The following is a 15,807-nucleotide window of genomic DNA, read 5'->3' as shown; positions in this document are numbered from 1 at the left end:
CGTCGGCGGCGGTCCCGGCGACCCGGACCTGATCACCGTGCGCGGACGCCGGCTGCTCGCCGAGGCGGACGTGGTCATCGCCGACCGGCTCGGCCCGCGCGACCTGCTGGCCGAACTCCCGCCGCACGTCGAGGTGATCGACGCGGCGAAGATCCCGTACGGCCGGTTCATGGCACAGGAGGCCATCAACAACGCGCTGATCGAACACGCCAGGCAGGGCAAGGCGGTGGTCCGGCTCAAGGGCGGCGACCCGTACGTCTTCGGCCGCGGCATGGAGGAACTGCACGCGCTCGCCGAGGCGGGCATCACCTGCACCGTGGTCCCCGGCATCTCCAGCTCCGTCTCGGTCCCGGGCGCGGCCGGGATCCCGGTCACCCACCGCGGCGTGGCCCACGAGTTCACCGTGGTCAGCGGCCACGTGGCGCCCGACGACGAGCGGTCCCTGGTCGACTGGCCGTCGCTGGCGAAGCTGACCGGCACCCTCGTGGTGCTCATGGGCGTCGACAAGATAGACCGGATCGCCGAGACCCTGGTGGCGCACGGCAGGTCGCCGCAGACGCCGGTCGCCCTGGTCCAGGAGGGCACCACGGCTGCCCAGCGCCGTGTCGACGCCACCCTCGCCACGGTCGGCGAGACCGTCCGTACCGAGCAGGTCAGGCCGCCGGCGGTCATCGTCATCGGCGAGGTCGTGAACGTCGGGCCTCCCGCCGAGCGGACCCCGACGCCCTCGCGGACCTCGTAGGCCCCGAGGCCCTCACACGCCCCGCGGCCCCTGTGGGCCGCGGGCGGCACCCCCTGAAGTAACCCGCGGTAACACGGTCGGTCCCGGCCGTTGGCACCACATCCAGGACAAGGCAGTATCACTCCCGTGGCCGATCTCATCACCGTCGAGGACCCCGACGACCCGCGCCTGCACGACTACACGGGCCTGACCGACGTGGAGCTGCGCCGCAAGCGCGAACCCGCCGAGGGCCTGTTCATCGCCGAGGGCGAGAAGGTCATCAGACGCGCCAGGGACGCCGGCTACGAGATGCGCTCCATGCTCCTCTCGGCCAAGTGGGCCGACGTCATGCGCGACGTCATCGACGAACTCCCCGCCCCGGTCTACGTCGTGAGCCCGGAACTCGCCGAACGGGTCACCGGCTACCACGTGCACCGCGGTGCCCTCGCCTCCATGCAGCGCGCCCCCCTGCCCGCGGCCGCCGAACTGCTGCGCACCGCCCACCGGGCGGTCACGGGATCCGGCGACGACCACACCGGCGCCGGTGCGACGTCCGCCCCGGGTCCGCGGGACGACACGGGTCAGCGGATCGCGGTCTTCGAGGGTTTCGTCGATCACGCGAATCTCGGGGCCGCGTTCCGCAGCGCCGCCGCTCTGGGCATCAGGGGGATCCTGTTGTCGCCGGACTGCGCGGACCCCCTGTACCGGCGTGCGATCAAGGTGTCGATGGGCGCCGTCTTCTCGGTCCCCTACGCGCGGTTCGACGCGTGGCCGGCGGGACTCGACGTCGTGCGCCAGGCCGGGTACGACATCCTCGCCATGACCCCGGACGAGAAGGCGACCCCGCTCGACCGGCTGGACCCGAAGCGCTTCGAGAGGTGCGCCATCATGCTCGGGTCGGAGGGACACGGACTGTCCACGCACGCTCTTCGGGCCGCGGACGAGTGGGTGCGCATTCCCATGTCCGCCGGGATCGATTCCCTCAACGTGGCGGCCGCTTCCGCCGTGGCGTTCTACGCGACCCGGCCGAGGCCCGCCTGAGCGGACGGCCGACGGTCGTCCGAGCGCCCCCGCGGCCGGGGCGGACAGCCCGCTTCCGGGCGCGATGCGACCCGACCGGACCGGAGGCAGGCGTGGAACGTGCGATCCCCGCGTGCGGGAAGGCGCGTGCGGCCGGAAGGTGCCCGTCTCCGGGCATCCGCTCGCGGGGGACCGCCCTCGCTTCCGCGGGCGGATGGACGCCGGGGGTGAACCGGTCGCGTGCGGTGGCCCCCGCCCCTTCGGGCGGATCGTCGAGCAGGACCACGGCGCGAGCCGTGCCGGGCTCGCGGGCGGCCGGAACGGAAGGGGCCGCACGAGCGCGGGGAGCGTCCGGCCGCGGGGCTGCGGAGTCACTCTGCTCCGGGCGCACACCCGTGGCACCGGACGCCGGCCGGGCACCACGCACCGCTCCCTCACCGGCGGGAGGAGGGCGACGCGTGACCGGGACCGGCGGGCGATCCGCCGCCGTCAGCCCCCGGAGTCCCCGACGGGGACGGAGAGGAAGTCCCGGGTGGGACCCGCCCGCTCGGAACCGATCAGCCCGGCCGCCGTGGCCTTGCGCAGGGCGTCCACCCGGGAGACCGCGTCCAGCTTGGCGTAGATGTTGGTGAGATGCCGTTTGACCGTGGCTTCCGTGATGAAGAGCCGTGCCGCTATCTGGGCGTTGCTCAGGGCCTCCGCGACCAGGCGCAGCAGCACCAGCTCCCGCTCCGTCAGCTGGGTCTTCGGCGGGGACGGCTTCCGCCGGTGCAACTGCTCCACCGTCCGGCGGGAAACGATCAGCACCACGCTGTCGGAGGGCCGGCACGCCGAGCGCACGGCGGCGATCAGTTCGTCCCGGAGGATGGACTTGAGCAGGTACCCGGAGGCCCCCGCGTCCAGCACCTTGTGCACCATGTCCGGATCGTCGTGCATCGTCAGTATGAGGACCCGGGTCTCCGGCGCGATCCGGGCGAGGTGCCGAATGGTCTCGGACGCCTGGGGGCCGGGCATCTCGATGTCCAGCAGCAGCACGTCGGGACGTAATCGTGCCACGAGCATCACGGCCTCGGCGCCGGTCGACGCCTCACCCACCACGGTGAATCCCGTGGCCGTACCGAGGACCTCCTTGAGGCCGTCGCGCATCAGGGTGTGATCGTCGGCGATGCAGATGCGGACCCCGGGCGCCGCGGGGGCGCTCACTGGTCGCCCCCCGCGAGCGGTATCCGCAACTCGACGCGGGTGCCGACTCCCGGCACGCTCGACCAGGTGAACTGCCCCCGCAGCAACATGGCGCGTTCCTGCATGGAGGACAGGCCGCCGCCGGCCGGGGAGACACCGGGGTCGAAGCCGACCCCGTCGTCGGTCACCGTCGCGCGCACCGTCCCGCCGCCCACTTCGACGGCGACGTGGAGCCGGGAGGGCGAAGCGTGGCACACCGCGTTGCGGACGGCCTCGCGCACGATCAGGTAGACCTCCTCGCCGACCTCGGCGGGGAGCGAGGTGAGATCACCCCTGGTGCGGATCACCACGTCCACCGACGGCTCGACGTGGACCGTCAGGTAGGAACGCAGCGCCCGCTCCAGGCCACCGGGCTCGACGGACCGGCGCAGTTCCACGGAGAACTGCTGGAGCGTGCTCATGACCTGACGGAGCAGGCCGATCGCCCGGTCGACCTTGTCGCGGGCCAGCGCGGGAGAGGTCTCCGCGTGGTACCTGTGCAGGTCGAGACTCTGCAGGGCCAAGCCCATCCCGTGCAGTACCTGGTCGTGCAACTCACGTGTCATGCGACGGCGTTCGTCCCGCCGCGAAGCCAGGACCAGGTCGCTCGGTGGGAGCGGACGGACCAGCGGATCGCGGACGACGCGGGCCGTGATCCCCTGGTGGAGCAACACGCTGATCCGGGTGACGGCGGCGTCGTCCGGCGGGGCCAACTCGCGGAGCGCTATCGGCAGCAGCACCTCGAACAACGTGGTCCCCATCCTGAGTAACTGCGCCCAGTCCATGCCCGGCCGGGGCCACCCACCACCGCCCGGGGGGATCACGTCGAGCGGTCCGCCGCCTTCGACGGCGGCGATGACGTCGGCGAGGACGGCACAGGCATGGACGGCGAGTTCGTCGACGATCTCCGGCCGGACGGCCGGCCCCCTGCCGTCCTGGTGCAGCGCTTGGCGGACGGAGGTGACGATCTCCTCACGGGCGGCGGAAGCATTGTATGGGTGAACATGTGCCGTCGAAGCCGACAAAGGTGAATCCCTTTCAGTTCCGCACGTCCATGGGAGCGCTCCCATAGCGTGTACAAAGCACCTACTTCGCAGCCGTGAGTGTTACATCCGGACGCCGTGGGAAATCAGACGATTCGACGAGGTGGCCGGTTCTGTTCGCCCCGTCCCCTCCGGTTCCTCGCCTGCTCAGCACCCCACCGAAGACAAAAGTCCATTCTTGATCGTCACATTAATCCCTCCATTCGACTTCCGCCAAGCCGATCGGATCAACACCGTGTGAACGCCGAACGGGGCTGACGTTATGGGAAGGGAACGGCGTTTTCCGGAACAGGCCGGCAGCCCTTCCCGTCCCGCGCCCGGGCCGGCGTGATGCGGGGCCGGGCGGCTCGGGCGCGGATGCCGACGACGCCGTGCTCGCGGGTCGCGCGAACGCCGTGGAGCGCGCCGGGCGGCGCCGGTGGGGCCCACGGCCGCCGACCGGAGGGATCGGCGGCGGCCCGCACGTTCGTCCCGTGACGTCTGTGTCTCCCGGAGCGGAAGCGCCGGTCGGCGGCTGTCCGGTCGATCGGCGGCGGCGTCCCGTCGAGCGGTGTGAACGCCCTCGCCGACGCGGCCCGAACCACGCCGACGAGGCCCGGCGCGAGTGCCGCCAAGAGGTCGGAGGTCTCGGCGGTGCGGCGGTACGCGGTACGCGTTCCTGTCCGGAAACCCGCTGCGAGCCGGGTGCACCCGGTCCCGTCCCGGGACGCGCCCCCACGAGAGGCGCCCGCCGGTCCGCGGGGCCCGCCGCCGGCGCCCTCCCGCCGCTCGGTCCGCCCGCCGCACCGGCGTCGCGCCCCCCGTACTCCGCCGGTCACGGCGTCCTCACCCGACGCGTACGCGGCGCCCTGCGCCCCGGTACGCCCTTGGTCGTAGCCCGTCGTGCACTTTCGCCGACAACCCCGGCGGATCGGCTTCTGCTACTCCCGCCCGTCGTGGCGGATCCGTAGCTTGCACTCGTGTCTCCGCCTCAGTCGCCGCATCGGACAGCATCATGACCGCGGAGGAACCGGCAGTGCCGGTCCCCGTCCCCGGTCATCCCTACGAGAAGCCCCCCGCCGGCCCCACCGGCCGGCCCGGCGCGTGTTCCGGAAGTCCCTCCTTCGGAAGGGGCGCCCCCGGCCCCGCGACGCCCGGCACGCGCTCCCGAGACCTCCGCGAGCAGGGGAGAGCCCCCGGTACCGGCCCCGGGCACCCGGTACGCGGGCGGCCCTCCGCCCCGCGGTCGCCCGCACCGGACGCCGCGGGGTCCGCCCTCCGGGCGGCCGGCGCCGCCTTCGGAACACGACCCGGGGGGAGCGCGGCTCCGCACCCGGGCCGGCCCACCGGAACCGGAGCGTGGTGAGTACCGCGTGGCGCCGCGCTCTGACCGTGCTGTTCGTGGCGGCGGTGGCGGCAGGCGTCTGCCTCGCGCTGCGGGGGCAGGACTGGTCCGTGCTCGCCGGACTGTTCCACCGCGGGTCGGCGGCGGCGCTGCTGGGTGCCGTGGTGGTCAGCGCGGCCGGCCTGCTGTGCGGGGCCCGGTCCTGGATGCTGACGCTGTCGGTCGTCGCGGTGCCCGTACCCACCGGCACCGGGATGCGGATGTTCTTCGTCGGCTTCCTGGGCAAGTTCGTGCCGGGACGGGTGTGGGGGCTGATCGTCCAGATCCGGATGGGCGAACGGGCCGGTGCCACCAAGGCCCAGATGGCCGGGACGTACCTGGTCAACCTGGTCGTCGTGCTGCTCACGGGCGGTACGGTCGGCATGCTCGTCGCGCCGACCCTGCTCGCCGACGGTGTCCGGTGGCTGCTGCTGCCCCTGGTCCTGCTGGCGGTCCTCGTGGCCCGGCCCGGCCTGATCCACGGGTTCGCGGGGCTCGCCGCCCGGATCGGGCGGCGGCCGCCGCCCCCGCCCTTCGCCCGGCCGCGGGCCCTGCGGCGGGCCATCGCCTACCAGACGGTCGCCTGGGTGCTGTCGGGCCTGCACGTCTGGGTGATCGCGGTCCTGCTCGGCGCCGCGCCGCTGCCCGCGCTGCCGGCCGCGGTCGGGGGATTCGCCCTCGCCACCGTGGTCGGAACCCTCGTGGTGTTCGCACCCGACGGCGCCGGTGTCCGTGAACTGCTGCTGGTGCCCGCCCTCGCCCCGGTTCTGCCCCTGTCCGCCGCCGTCGCCACCGCCCTCGGCAGCCGGGTCCTGACCCTCGTCGCCGAACTCGTCACCTCCGGTACCGCCCTGGGCGCGGTCGCCCTCCACGACCGCCGCGACCTTCCCATCTCCCTCCGAAAGGGGACTGCCGTATGACAAAGCTGATGAGCATCGACGACGCCGAAGGAATGTCGGTCGACCAAGTGCACGGCCTGTACCGGAAATACGTCAACAAGAGCCAGGTCTCCCTGATGACGTCATTCGGGTTCGGCCGGGAACTGGTCGACCGGGCCGAGGGCGCGTACATCCATACGCGGGACGGCCGCCGGATCCTGGACTTCACCGGAGGCGTCGGCGTCCTCAACCACGGCCACAACCATCCACGGATCCTCGAAGCCCGCCGGCGGTTCGCCGAGAGCGGGCGGATGGAGGTCCACAAGACGTACTTCTCCCCCTACCTGGCCGCGCTGTCCCACAACCTGGCCGCCGTGCTCCCCGGTGACCTGGACATGTCCTTCCTGCCCAACTCGGGCGCGGAGGCCGTCGAGGGCGCGGTGAAGCTCGCGTACAAGTACCACGGCGGCCGGCGCAACAGCGTGCTGCGCAGCGACATCAGCTTCCACGGCAAGCTGCTCGGCTCGGGCAGCCTGACCGGCAGCTCGCAGAACCACTTCGCCTTCCCCGGCATCCCCGGCGTGTCCACCTTCACCTACGACGACCTGGACTCCGTCCGTGCCGCCGTGGACGCGACCCGGGACAGCAAGGGCCGGTCGGACGTCTACGCCCTTCTCATCGAGCCGTTCAGCGCCTCCACCATCCGGTGGTGCTCGGAGGAGTTCCTGCGCGGGGTGCGCGAGTTGTGCACGAAGGAGGACATCATCCTCATCTTCGACGAGATCTACAGCGGCTGGGGCAAGACCGGCACCATGTTCTACTTCATGCGTCATCCCGGGCTCGTGCCCGACGTGGTGACGACGTCGAAGTCCTTCGGCGGCGGCAAGTCCTCGATCTCCGCGTACGTCGCCCGCCGGCCGGTCTTCCGCAAGGCGTACGACAACCTCCAGGACGCGCTGCTCCAGAGCACCAGCACCACGTACTACGGTTTCGGCGAGGAGTGCGCCACCGCCATCGAGGCGATCAACGTCGCCGTGGAGGAGGACTTCCCGGCGCGGGCCAGGGCGATCGAGAGCGTCCTCGGTCCCGGCCTCGAACGGATCGCCAAGGAGCACTCCGACATCGTCACGGAGGTCCGGGGCGCCGGCGCTCTGTGGGGCGCCTTCCTGGGCAGCCCCGGACTCTTCGACCTGGTCGCCAAGCTGGCCCCGGGCGGCCTCGCCAAGGACCCGCAGTTCGGCACGAAGGTGGTCACCTGCGCCGTCATCAACGCGCTGTACCAGGACCACGACATCTACGCCTACTACACGCTCAACGGGAAGAACCCCCTGGTCGTCGGTCCGCCGCTGGTCGCCACCCCGGACGAGGTGGAGATCTTCCTGGAACGGCTGGAGCGCACCCTCGCCTCCGGACTGCCCCGCCTCGTGACGCGCTTCGTCCGGGAGAAGGTGTCGTCGCTGTGGTGAAGACGGTGGTGGTGACGGGCGGCAGCGGCATGCTGGGCGGGAATCTGGTCAGGTCGCTGGCCGCGTCCGGTATGCGGGTACGCAGTCTCGACGTGCGGCCCCCCGCCGAGCAGGTGCCGGGCGTCGACCACGTGACCGCCGACGTGAGGGATCCGGGACGGGTGAGAGCCGCGCTGGGCGGTGCCGACGCGGTGGTGCACACCGCGGCGGCGCTGCCCAGCTATCCCGAGCAGGAGATCCGCTCGATCATCGTCGACGGCACCAGGACCGTCCTGCGGGCGGCCGAGGACACCGGCCTGGAACGCGTGGTGCACATCTCCTCCACGGCGGTGTACGGGCTGCCGGACGTCGTCCCGACCACGGAGGACTACCCGCGCAGCCCCGTCGACGCCTACAGCAGGGCCAAGGCGGGGGCGGAGGAGGTCGCCGAGGAGTTCCGCGCCCGGGGTCTGTGCGTCCCCGTCCTGCGGCCCAAGACGTTCGTCGGACCGGGCCGGATGGGCCTGTTCGCCATGCTCTTCGAGTGGGCGGAGGAGGGCCGCAACTTCCCGGTGCTGGGCCGGGGGGACGTACGCATCCAGATGTTCTCGGTCGACGACCTGGTGGACGCGGTCGCGACCGCGCTCGCCGCGCCGGCGGAGGCCGCCGACGACACCTTCAACCTGGCCGCGGCCGAGTTCGGGACCCTGCGGGAGGACTTCCAGGCCGTACTGGACGCCGCGGGACACGGAAAACGCGTGATCTCCGTCCCCGCCGCGCCCGCGGTCATGACCCTCGACCTGCTGAGCCGGCTACGGCTGTCCCCGGTGTACGGCCGGCTGATCCACAAGCTGCGCGCCGACTCCTACGTCAGCATCGACAAGGCGCAGAAGGTGCTCGGCTGGACGCCCCGCTTCTCCAACAGCGAGGCCATCCTCAGCACCTACGACTGGTGGCGCGCCACCAGATCCACCTCCGGAGCGACATCTTCCACGGGCCGGACCAGCCGGGAGCCGTGGAAACAGGGCGCACTGGGTCTGGCCAAAGCCTTCTTCTGAGCGGGAGACCATCGTGACGACGAGTGCCGACCAGCCCCTCGACACCAGCCTCGACGCCAGTCTGCCCATCCCCATGGATCCGCCCGTACAGGTCCGTGACCAGCCCCTCGACGACCAACACTTCGCCACCGGCCTGCCCGCGGATCCGCCGCGGCGCCGGATCCGGAGCGTGTCACGCGGACTGCTGTCCCTCGTACGCCCGGGGCAGTGGCCGAAGAACCTTCTCGTGGTACCGCTCGCCCTGTTCGACGCGCAAGGAGCGCCCCGGGGATTACTGGCCGGCACCGCCTGGGCCGTCGTGCTGTTCACCCTGGCGTCATCCCTGGTGTACGTGCTGAACGACCTGTACGACCGCCACCGCGACCGGCTGCACCCCACCAAACGCCACCGTCCCATCGCCTCGGGACAGGTGGGCGTGCCGACCGCCGTCGCCTACGGCGCCCTGCTCGCGCTCGTGCTGACGGGAGCGGCGCTGTACGGCCCCGTCACCGACTGGTGGCCGATCGCCGTCTACCTCTGCCTCAACACCGCCTACAGCCGAGGTCTGAAGCACGTCCCCCTGCTGGACGTCTTCGTGGTGGCCGCGGGATTCGCCCTCCGTGCGATCCAGGGCTACCTCGCCGGCGGCACGGCGATCCACAGCTGGATGCTCGTCTCGGTGTTCTCCCTCTGCCTGGTGTTCATCCTGGGGAAACGCCGGCACGAGATGACGGTGGGCGGCGTCTCCCACCGTCCGGCCCTGCGGGGCTACTCCGTCCAGTTCCTCGACCACCTGATCGCCCTGTGCGCCGGCGTCACCGTGATCACCTTCCTGCTCAACCTGCAGGAGTCGGTCGGCGCGCCCTACACCGACCTGGCGATCCTCGGCTCGACGCCGTTCGCCCTCTTCGCCATGGCCCGGTACCTGCAGCTGCTGCACGTCCAGGGCGGTGGCGGTGAGCCGACCCGCATCCTGCTGCGCGACCGCGCCATGGTCGTCACCTCCCTGCTCTGGGCGCTGCTGCTCGGCGGCACCCTCCTCGCCACCCACCACTAGTCACCCTCAGGAGGACCACGATGCCGCAGCCTCTCGTGTCGGTCATCATCCCCAACTACAACTACCAGAACTCGATCGGGCTCTGCGTCGACGCGGCGGTGCAGCAGACGTACTCCCCGCTCGAAGTGATCGTGGTCGACGACCACAGCACCGACGACTCCCTGCGGATCGCCCGCCGCCGGGACGTGACCGTCCTGCAGACGCCCAGCAACAGCGGTGTCGCCGTGGCCCGCAACACCGGAGCGGCGGCTGCCCGCGGCGAGATCCTCTTCTTCGTCGACTCCGACGTGGCGCTGCGTCCCGACGCGGTGGAGAAGGCGGTCGAGGAACTGCTCGCCCACCCCGAGTACGGCGCGGTGTGCGGCATCTACGAGGACCAGCCGCTGATCCGGGACAGCATCGTCGAGGAGTGCCGGGTGCTGCAGGCCTACTGCTGGCGGATGGACTCGCTCGGCACGGTCAGCTTCCTGTTCTCCTCGCTCACCGCGATCCCGCGCCGGGTCTTCCAGGAGATCGGCCCGTTCAACCCGAGGCTGAGGCAGACCGAGGAGGTCGAGTACGGCGAGCGGATGTCGGCGCGCTACGAGATCATGGTCACCCCGCGCGTGCTGGGACGCCATGACGACGACGACGAGCTGCCGGCCCTGCTGCGCAAGCTGTTCCGGCGAGCCCGGCTGAGGGTCCCGCTGTTCGCCCGGCGCCGGCGCTTCGCCAAGGGGTTCGAGACCGCGTCCCGGTCGATGGCCGCGGTGGCCGCGCTCGGGGCGGTGGCCACCCTGCCGCTCGCCCTGCTCGGCCCGTGGTGGACGGCGCTGCCGGTGGCGCTGGCCGGACTCTCGGTCGCCGGCGACCTGTCGATGTACCGCTACGTCCTGAAACGGCGCGGTGCGCGGTTCCTCGTGGTCTTCACCTCGGTGGCCTTCGCCACGAACGTCGCCATCTCGGCGGGCATCGCGGTGGGTGCCGTCCACTGGCTGCTGTCCGGCCGGTTCCGCCGGCTGTACGAGTCCGAGTGGCTGACCACCGGCCGGCAGGCGCCCGGCACGCCGGAGCAGCCGACGGAACGGCAGACCGGGATGACGGCGTGAGCGTGCCCGTGGAGGAGGCCCGGGAGACGGGGGACTCCGGAGCGGCCCACGCACCGGAGTCCTCCCGGCCACGAGCGGGCGGCCGGGCCGTCCGGCTGCACACCGCGGCCCTCGGGCTCTGGACGGTGTTCCTGGTGGCGTTCCTGCTCCTGACCGGCGAACACTGGTGGTGGCGGCCGGTGGAACTGCTTCCTCCCCTGGTGTTCCTGCTGGTTCCCCTGGTCCTGCTGGCGCTCACCCCGCTGGCCCGCACGGCCAGGATCCGGCTGGCCGCCGCCGCGCTGTGCTGCCTGGCGCTCGGCCTGCCGCTGGCGGGACTGAACGTGCACGCCCTGCCGGGCGTCGGCGGCGCTCCGGCCGCACCGCCGGGGGCACTGCGGGTGTTCTCGTGGAACACCGAGTACTGGGACGACGACGACGACCCGGACGCGTTCTACGCGTACCTGAAAGCGCAGCGGGCCGACGTCTACCTGCTCCAGGAGCACGTCTCCTGGGACCTCGACGGCCACCGCCCGGTCCGGGCGGACCACGTGGCCGAACTCCGCGAACGCCTCCCGGGGTTCCACGTGGTGGCCGTCGGCGAGATGCTGACCGCGTCCCGGTACCCGATCGAGAAGTGGAACGCCCTGGACAGCTGGCCCTACCTGTCCGACTCCCGCATCGGGATGCCGCCCGACGGAGAGTTCCCGGATTACTACAGGTACAAGGTGCTCCGCACCGATCTGCGGATCGACGGACGGGTGATGACGTTCTACAACATGCACGTCCCGGTGCAGCTCGACGTCTCGATGGACCCCGCCTCGGCCGGTTTCACCTCGTTCATGCGGGCCCAGGAGGTCCGGCGGCAGGCCCACTACCGGGCCCTGGAGCGGGATCTGACGGAGAACCGGCTGCCCGTGGTGCTGGCGGGCGACATGAACGGCACCTCGGCCATGGGCGAGGTGCGCCGGCTCGGCGACCGGCTGCGGGACGCGCTGCCCGCGAGCGACCAGCTCCATCCCGGGTCCTGGCCCGCGAGCGGGCCGGCGTTGTGGCGGCTCGACTGGGCGTTCACCAGCGAAGCGGTCAGGGTCCACGACTACCGGACGGTGGACAGCCGGGGCATGTCCGACCACCGGGCACAGGCGCTCACCCTGTCGGCGTCCGGCGACTGAGGGCACCGGCGGCACACCGGGCACCGGGTCGTACGACGAAGGTCGTACGCGGGGCTGTCCGAAACTCCCAGATCACCGCGGAAACGTCCCGGCCCACCGCCGGTTTACCTACGGTGTCCTCAACACCCCTACCTGGCAATCGGGTTGAGTGAGCTCTCCCGCGATCCCAGCAGGAACCCGGAGGAAGAATGCGACAGCGACCCATGGACAACGACACCGGCATCCAGGTCAGCACGGTGTGTCTGGGCGCCATGCCGTTCGGCACCACCGTCGACGAGGAGACGTCGTTCGCGATCCTGGACCGATTCGTGGAGGCGGGCGGAACCACCATCGACACCGCCAACTGCTACTCGTTCTGGGTGGACGGCGGCAGCGGCGGCGAGAGCGAGACCGTGCTGGGCCGCTGGCTGAAGGACCGGGGCGGCCGGGACGGTCTGACCCTCGCCTCCAAGGTCGGTTCCGGACCCGGACCCGACGGGCAGGCCGAAGGGCTCGCGCCGGCCGTGATCCAGGAGCAGCTGGAAGGGACCCTGCGCAGGCTGGGCACCGACCACGTGGACCTCTACTACGCACACCGCGAGGACAGGACCACGCCCGACGAGGAGACCCTCGCCGCCTTCCACCGGACCGTGACCGACGGGAAGTCCCGGGTGCTGGGCGCCAGCAACCACGCCGCCTGGAGGCTCGCCGAGACCCGTTCCCTCGCCGAGCGGCGCGGATGGACCCCGTACACGGCGGTGCAGCAGCGCTACTCGTATCTCCAGCCCCGGCCGAAGACCGTACTGCCCGAGGGCGGCCACGTCCACGCGAGCGACGAACTGCTCGACTACGTGAGCGCCCACCGCCTCACCTTCTTCGCCTACACCACGCTCCTCTGGGGTGCTTACAGCCGCCCGGAGAAGCCGCTCCCCGAGCACTACGCGCACCCCGGCACCGAACGCCGGCTGCGTGCCCTCGCCAAGGTCTCCGCCGAGCTGGGCGCGACACCGTCCCAGGTGGTCCTGGCCTGGCTGACCGGCGGCGAGCCCGCGGTGGTGCCGATCGTCGGCGTCAGCTCGGTGGCCCAGCTCGACGAATGCCTCGCGGGCGCGGAGCTGGAGCTGCCGACGGAACTGCGCCAGGTCCTCGACGAAGCCGTCTGACCCCGGCGGGGCCGCCCGACCCCGACGGGGCCCCGCGCCCCGTCGGCCGTACCGATGAACCGATGGAGGGGACCCCGCCCGGCGATCCCGCGGGGCGGGGCCCCCACCCCGCCCGTCCGTCCGCGTCCCCGTCCCGAAGGTGTCACCGTGACCGCGTCCTCCGTCCCCGCCGCAGACGACGCCCGCAGCTCGACGCGGGTCTCCGTCGTCATTCCCAACTACAACTACGCCGCGACGCTGGGCCTGTGCCTCGCCTCGCTGGCCGCACAGACCCTGCCGGCATTCGAAGTGATCGTCTCGGACGACGCCAGCACCGACAACTCCGTGGAGGTGGCCGAGAGCTTCGGCTGCCGTGTCCTGCGGGCCCCGCGCAACGCCGGTGTCTCCACGGCACGCAACGCGGGAGCGGCCGCCGCGCGGGGCGACATCCTGTTCTTCCTCGACTCCGACCAGGCACTGGCCCCCGACGCGCTGGAGAACGCGGTCCAGCTGCTCTCGGAGGACCCGCGCCTCGGCTGCGTGCACGGCATCATCGCCGCCGAACCCCTCGTGGACGACGGCCCGGTGGAGTGGTACCGGACCCTGCACGCGCACCACTGGCGGCTCAAGGGCGTCGGTCCGACACCCACGGCGTACTTCGCCGCGGCGGCCGTACCGCGTGCGGTGTTCGAGGAGGTGGGGCCGTTCGAGCCCGCGCTGCGCGACAGTGAGGACGTGGAGTACAGCGAGCGTCTGGCCGCGCGGTACGGCATCCTGCTCACCGACCGCATCGTCGCGGCACACGACGAGGAGCACCGGCTCGGCCGGATGCTGCGCGAACAGTTCCGCCGCGCCCAGTACCTGCTCCCCTTCGCCGCCGCGCACCGCCGGCGTCCCGGCGCGCTGCGGGCCAACAGCGAACTCGGGGTGGCCGCGGCGCTCATCACCGTGACCACCGCGCCACTGGCCGTCCTCGTCCCCGCACTGGCGCCGCTCCCGGTGCTCGGCGCAGTCGCGTTCGCCGCGGCGGACCCGTCGCTCCTGGCGTTCGTCCGCCGCAAGCGCGGCATCGGTTTCCTGCCCCTCTTCATCGGCCTCCACCTGCTGGTCAACGTACAGATAGCCCTGGGCGCCGCGACCGGCTGGGTGCGCAGCCGCTTCGACCGCGACTTCGGCGCGGCCCTCGGAGCCCGCGGTGTCTGACCTCGTACGCGCCCACATCGCACAGGCGGCCTGGAGCCTCGTACGCCGGGCGGAGTCCTGGCGCACCGGACGCCGCCCGCTGCTGGCACACGGGCCGCTGTTCGGTGTTCCGGCCGGCGCGCGGGGACCGGACGCCCCCCGTCCCGTGGCGCTGACGGTGGACGACGGCCCGGATCCCCGCTGGACCCCACGACTTCTGGACGTGCTCGACGCCCACGGCGTCCGGGCGACGTTCTTCGTGGTGGGCGAGCGCGCGGCCCGGCACCCGGACCTGCTGCGCAGGATCCTCGCGGCGGGACACACGATCGGGAACCACACGCACAGCCACCCGCAGCCCTTCGCGGCCCTCCCTCCCGCACTGATCCGGGAGGAGATCCGGCGCACCCAGCGCGTGGTCGCCGACGAGACCGGGTTCACGCCGGCCCTCTTCCGCGCCCCGGCCGGCGGCTGGTCGCGCACCGTGCTCGGCGCGGCGCGCGAGCAGGAACTGACGTCCGTCGACTGGAGCGTGGACCCCAAGGACTGGCGCTCACCGCCGGTGGCCCGCATCGTGCGGACCGTACTGAGTGCGCGGCGCGGTGACATCGTGTTGTGCCACGACGGCGGTGGCGACCGGTCGAGGACCGTGGCCGCGCTCGACACGGCGCTCGGCCGGCTCCGGCGAGACGGAACCGTGTTCACCGTGCTGTGAGCGCCCGTACCTCCCGGCGCACCGCGATCGGCGGTCCGCCCGGAGGGCAGGGGGCCGGCCCGCCGACCGGAACTCCCCGCACCGGGCCTTCGCCAACCGCCCGGTGACGCCCACCCGCCGGGCCGGCGGACGGATGAAGCCCCCGGTGGACGGGTTCACGACCGGGACCACCAAAGGCTTCGGACGTCTGCCCCCGTGCGGGCCGGACCCGTCCGGCCGTACCCCGGTCCTCCGTCCGCTCGGCCGCGGGAGCACCGCCGTCGGACCGGAAGCCGGTGACCGGCCGCCACGCCCCCGCCGCCGTCACCGAGGCCGCGGGACGGGCCCCGTCAGCCCTGGATCAGGGCGATGCCGGCCGCGACCACCAGGGTCACCACGACGAACACGAACAGCCGCTGCAGGAGCAGACGCGGATTGGCCGGCCGCAGGCCGGTCCCCGTCGTCCGGGGTCCGGTACGGCGGGGACCGGTGCCCGACCGCGTGGAGTCCCGCGACCCCGGGGCGGACCGGGGACCGGACGACGCAGACCGTGATCCGGACGCGGACCGGGAACCCGACGCGGGCCGTGCCCCGGACCGGGAGGACTTGCCCCCGCGGGAGGCACCGCCGCGCGAGGCACCGCCACCGCGTGACGGGCCGCCCCCGCGCGACGGCGGCACGCTCCGGCCGCCGCGCCGACGCGGCGCCCCGGCCCCGGCCGGGCCGGCGCCGCGCCCCGGGCCCGCGCCCTGCGGCGGGGGAGTGGCGGTCCGCCCCTCGGGCGCG

At 72.5% G+C, this 15,807-nt stretch carries 13 protein-coding genes; 11 read left to right on the top strand and 2 right to left on the bottom strand.

Annotated features, from left to right (window positions below; genetic code table 11):
* Together cobA and AOK18_RS01595 are read left to right on the top strand one after the other, a co-directional pair.
* On the top strand, positions 1-742 hold a 742-nt coding region (gene cobA / locus AOK18_RS01600; protein WP_079104795.1), incomplete at its 5' end, for a uroporphyrinogen-III C-methyltransferase.
* A gap of 126 nt (positions 743-868) precedes the next feature.
* Complete coding sequence (locus AOK18_RS01595; RefSeq protein ID WP_055693078.1) at positions 869-1,762, top strand: TrmH family RNA methyltransferase; 894 nt, start codon at positions 869-871, stop codon at positions 1,760-1,762.
* Positions 1,763-2,230: 468 nt separating this feature from the next.
* Here AOK18_RS01595 and AOK18_RS01590 read toward each other — a convergent pair whose 3' ends face one another.
* Entirely contained in the window at positions 2,231-2,944 is a 714-nt protein-coding gene (locus tag AOK18_RS01590) for a response regulator (protein WP_240503015.1), read from the bottom strand.
* A complete protein-coding gene (locus AOK18_RS01585; protein ID WP_055693077.1) occupies positions 2,941-3,987 on the bottom strand; it encodes a sensor histidine kinase in 1,047 nt (348 codons plus the stop codon). Before AOK18_RS01585 ends, AOK18_RS01590 begins: the two co-directional genes overlap by 4 nt.
* 1,356 nt (positions 3,988-5,343) lie before the next feature.
* Between AOK18_RS01585 and AOK18_RS01580 the strand changes: the two genes are divergently transcribed.
* The 9 genes from AOK18_RS01580 to AOK18_RS01540 all read left to right on the top strand — a co-directional run bounded on the left by AOK18_RS01580 (position 5,344) and on the right by AOK18_RS01540 (position 15,042).
* Entirely contained in the window at positions 5,344-6,288 is a 945-nt protein-coding gene (locus AOK18_RS01580; protein ID WP_055693076.1) for a lysylphosphatidylglycerol synthase domain-containing protein, read from the top strand.
* Positions 6,285-7,712: an aspartate aminotransferase family protein gene (locus tag AOK18_RS01575; protein ID WP_055693075.1), complete on the top strand. Its 1,428-nt coding sequence runs from the start codon at positions 6,285-6,287 to the stop codon at positions 7,710-7,712. The genes AOK18_RS01580 and AOK18_RS01575 overlap by 4 nt, the downstream gene beginning before the upstream one ends.
* Positions 7,706-8,749: an NAD-dependent epimerase/dehydratase family protein gene (locus AOK18_RS01570; RefSeq protein ID WP_079104793.1), complete on the top strand. Its 1,044-nt coding sequence runs from the start codon at positions 7,706-7,708 to the stop codon at positions 8,747-8,749. The genes AOK18_RS01575 and AOK18_RS01570 overlap by 7 nt, the downstream gene beginning before the upstream one ends.
* A 13-nt stretch (positions 8,750-8,762) precedes the next feature.
* Positions 8,763-9,785: a UbiA prenyltransferase family protein gene (locus tag AOK18_RS01565; RefSeq protein WP_206281487.1), complete on the top strand. Its 1,023-nt coding sequence runs from the start codon at positions 8,763-8,765 to the stop codon at positions 9,783-9,785.
* Between the two features lie 20 nt (positions 9,786-9,805).
* Positions 9,806-10,873 carry a glycosyltransferase family 2 protein gene (locus tag AOK18_RS01560; RefSeq protein ID WP_055574208.1) on the top strand — a complete coding sequence of 356 codons (1,068 nt, stop codon included), beginning with the start codon at positions 9,806-9,808 and terminating at the stop codon, positions 10,871-10,873.
* Positions 10,870-12,027: an endonuclease/exonuclease/phosphatase family protein gene (locus AOK18_RS01555; RefSeq protein WP_157864995.1), complete on the top strand. Its 1,158-nt coding sequence runs from the start codon at positions 10,870-10,872 to the stop codon at positions 12,025-12,027. The genes AOK18_RS01560 and AOK18_RS01555 overlap by 4 nt, the downstream gene beginning before the upstream one ends.
* 188 nt (positions 12,028-12,215) lie before the next feature.
* Positions 12,216-13,169, top strand: coding sequence for an aldo/keto reductase (locus AOK18_RS01550; RefSeq protein ID WP_055693073.1), 954 nt, complete (start codon positions 12,216-12,218; stop codon positions 13,167-13,169).
* Positions 13,170-13,316: 147 nt separating this feature from the next.
* Positions 13,317-14,351, top strand: a complete 1,035-nt coding sequence (locus tag AOK18_RS01545) for a glycosyltransferase family 2 protein (protein WP_055693072.1) — start codon at positions 13,317-13,319, stop codon at positions 14,349-14,351.
* Positions 14,344-15,042: a polysaccharide deacetylase family protein gene (locus AOK18_RS01540; protein ID WP_099048818.1), complete on the top strand. Its 699-nt coding sequence runs from the start codon at positions 14,344-14,346 to the stop codon at positions 15,040-15,042. Before AOK18_RS01545 ends, AOK18_RS01540 begins: the two co-directional genes overlap by 8 nt.
* The last annotated feature ends 765 nt before the right edge of the window (positions 15,043-15,807 follow it).

This window comes from Streptomyces prasinopilosus, assembly GCF_001419695.1.
Taxonomy (GTDB): domain Bacteria; phylum Actinomycetota; class Actinomycetes; order Streptomycetales; family Streptomycetaceae; genus Streptomyces; species Streptomyces prasinopilosus.
Note: the sequence above shows the minus strand (reverse complement) of the source record. Positions and strands in the feature narration are given on the sequence as shown.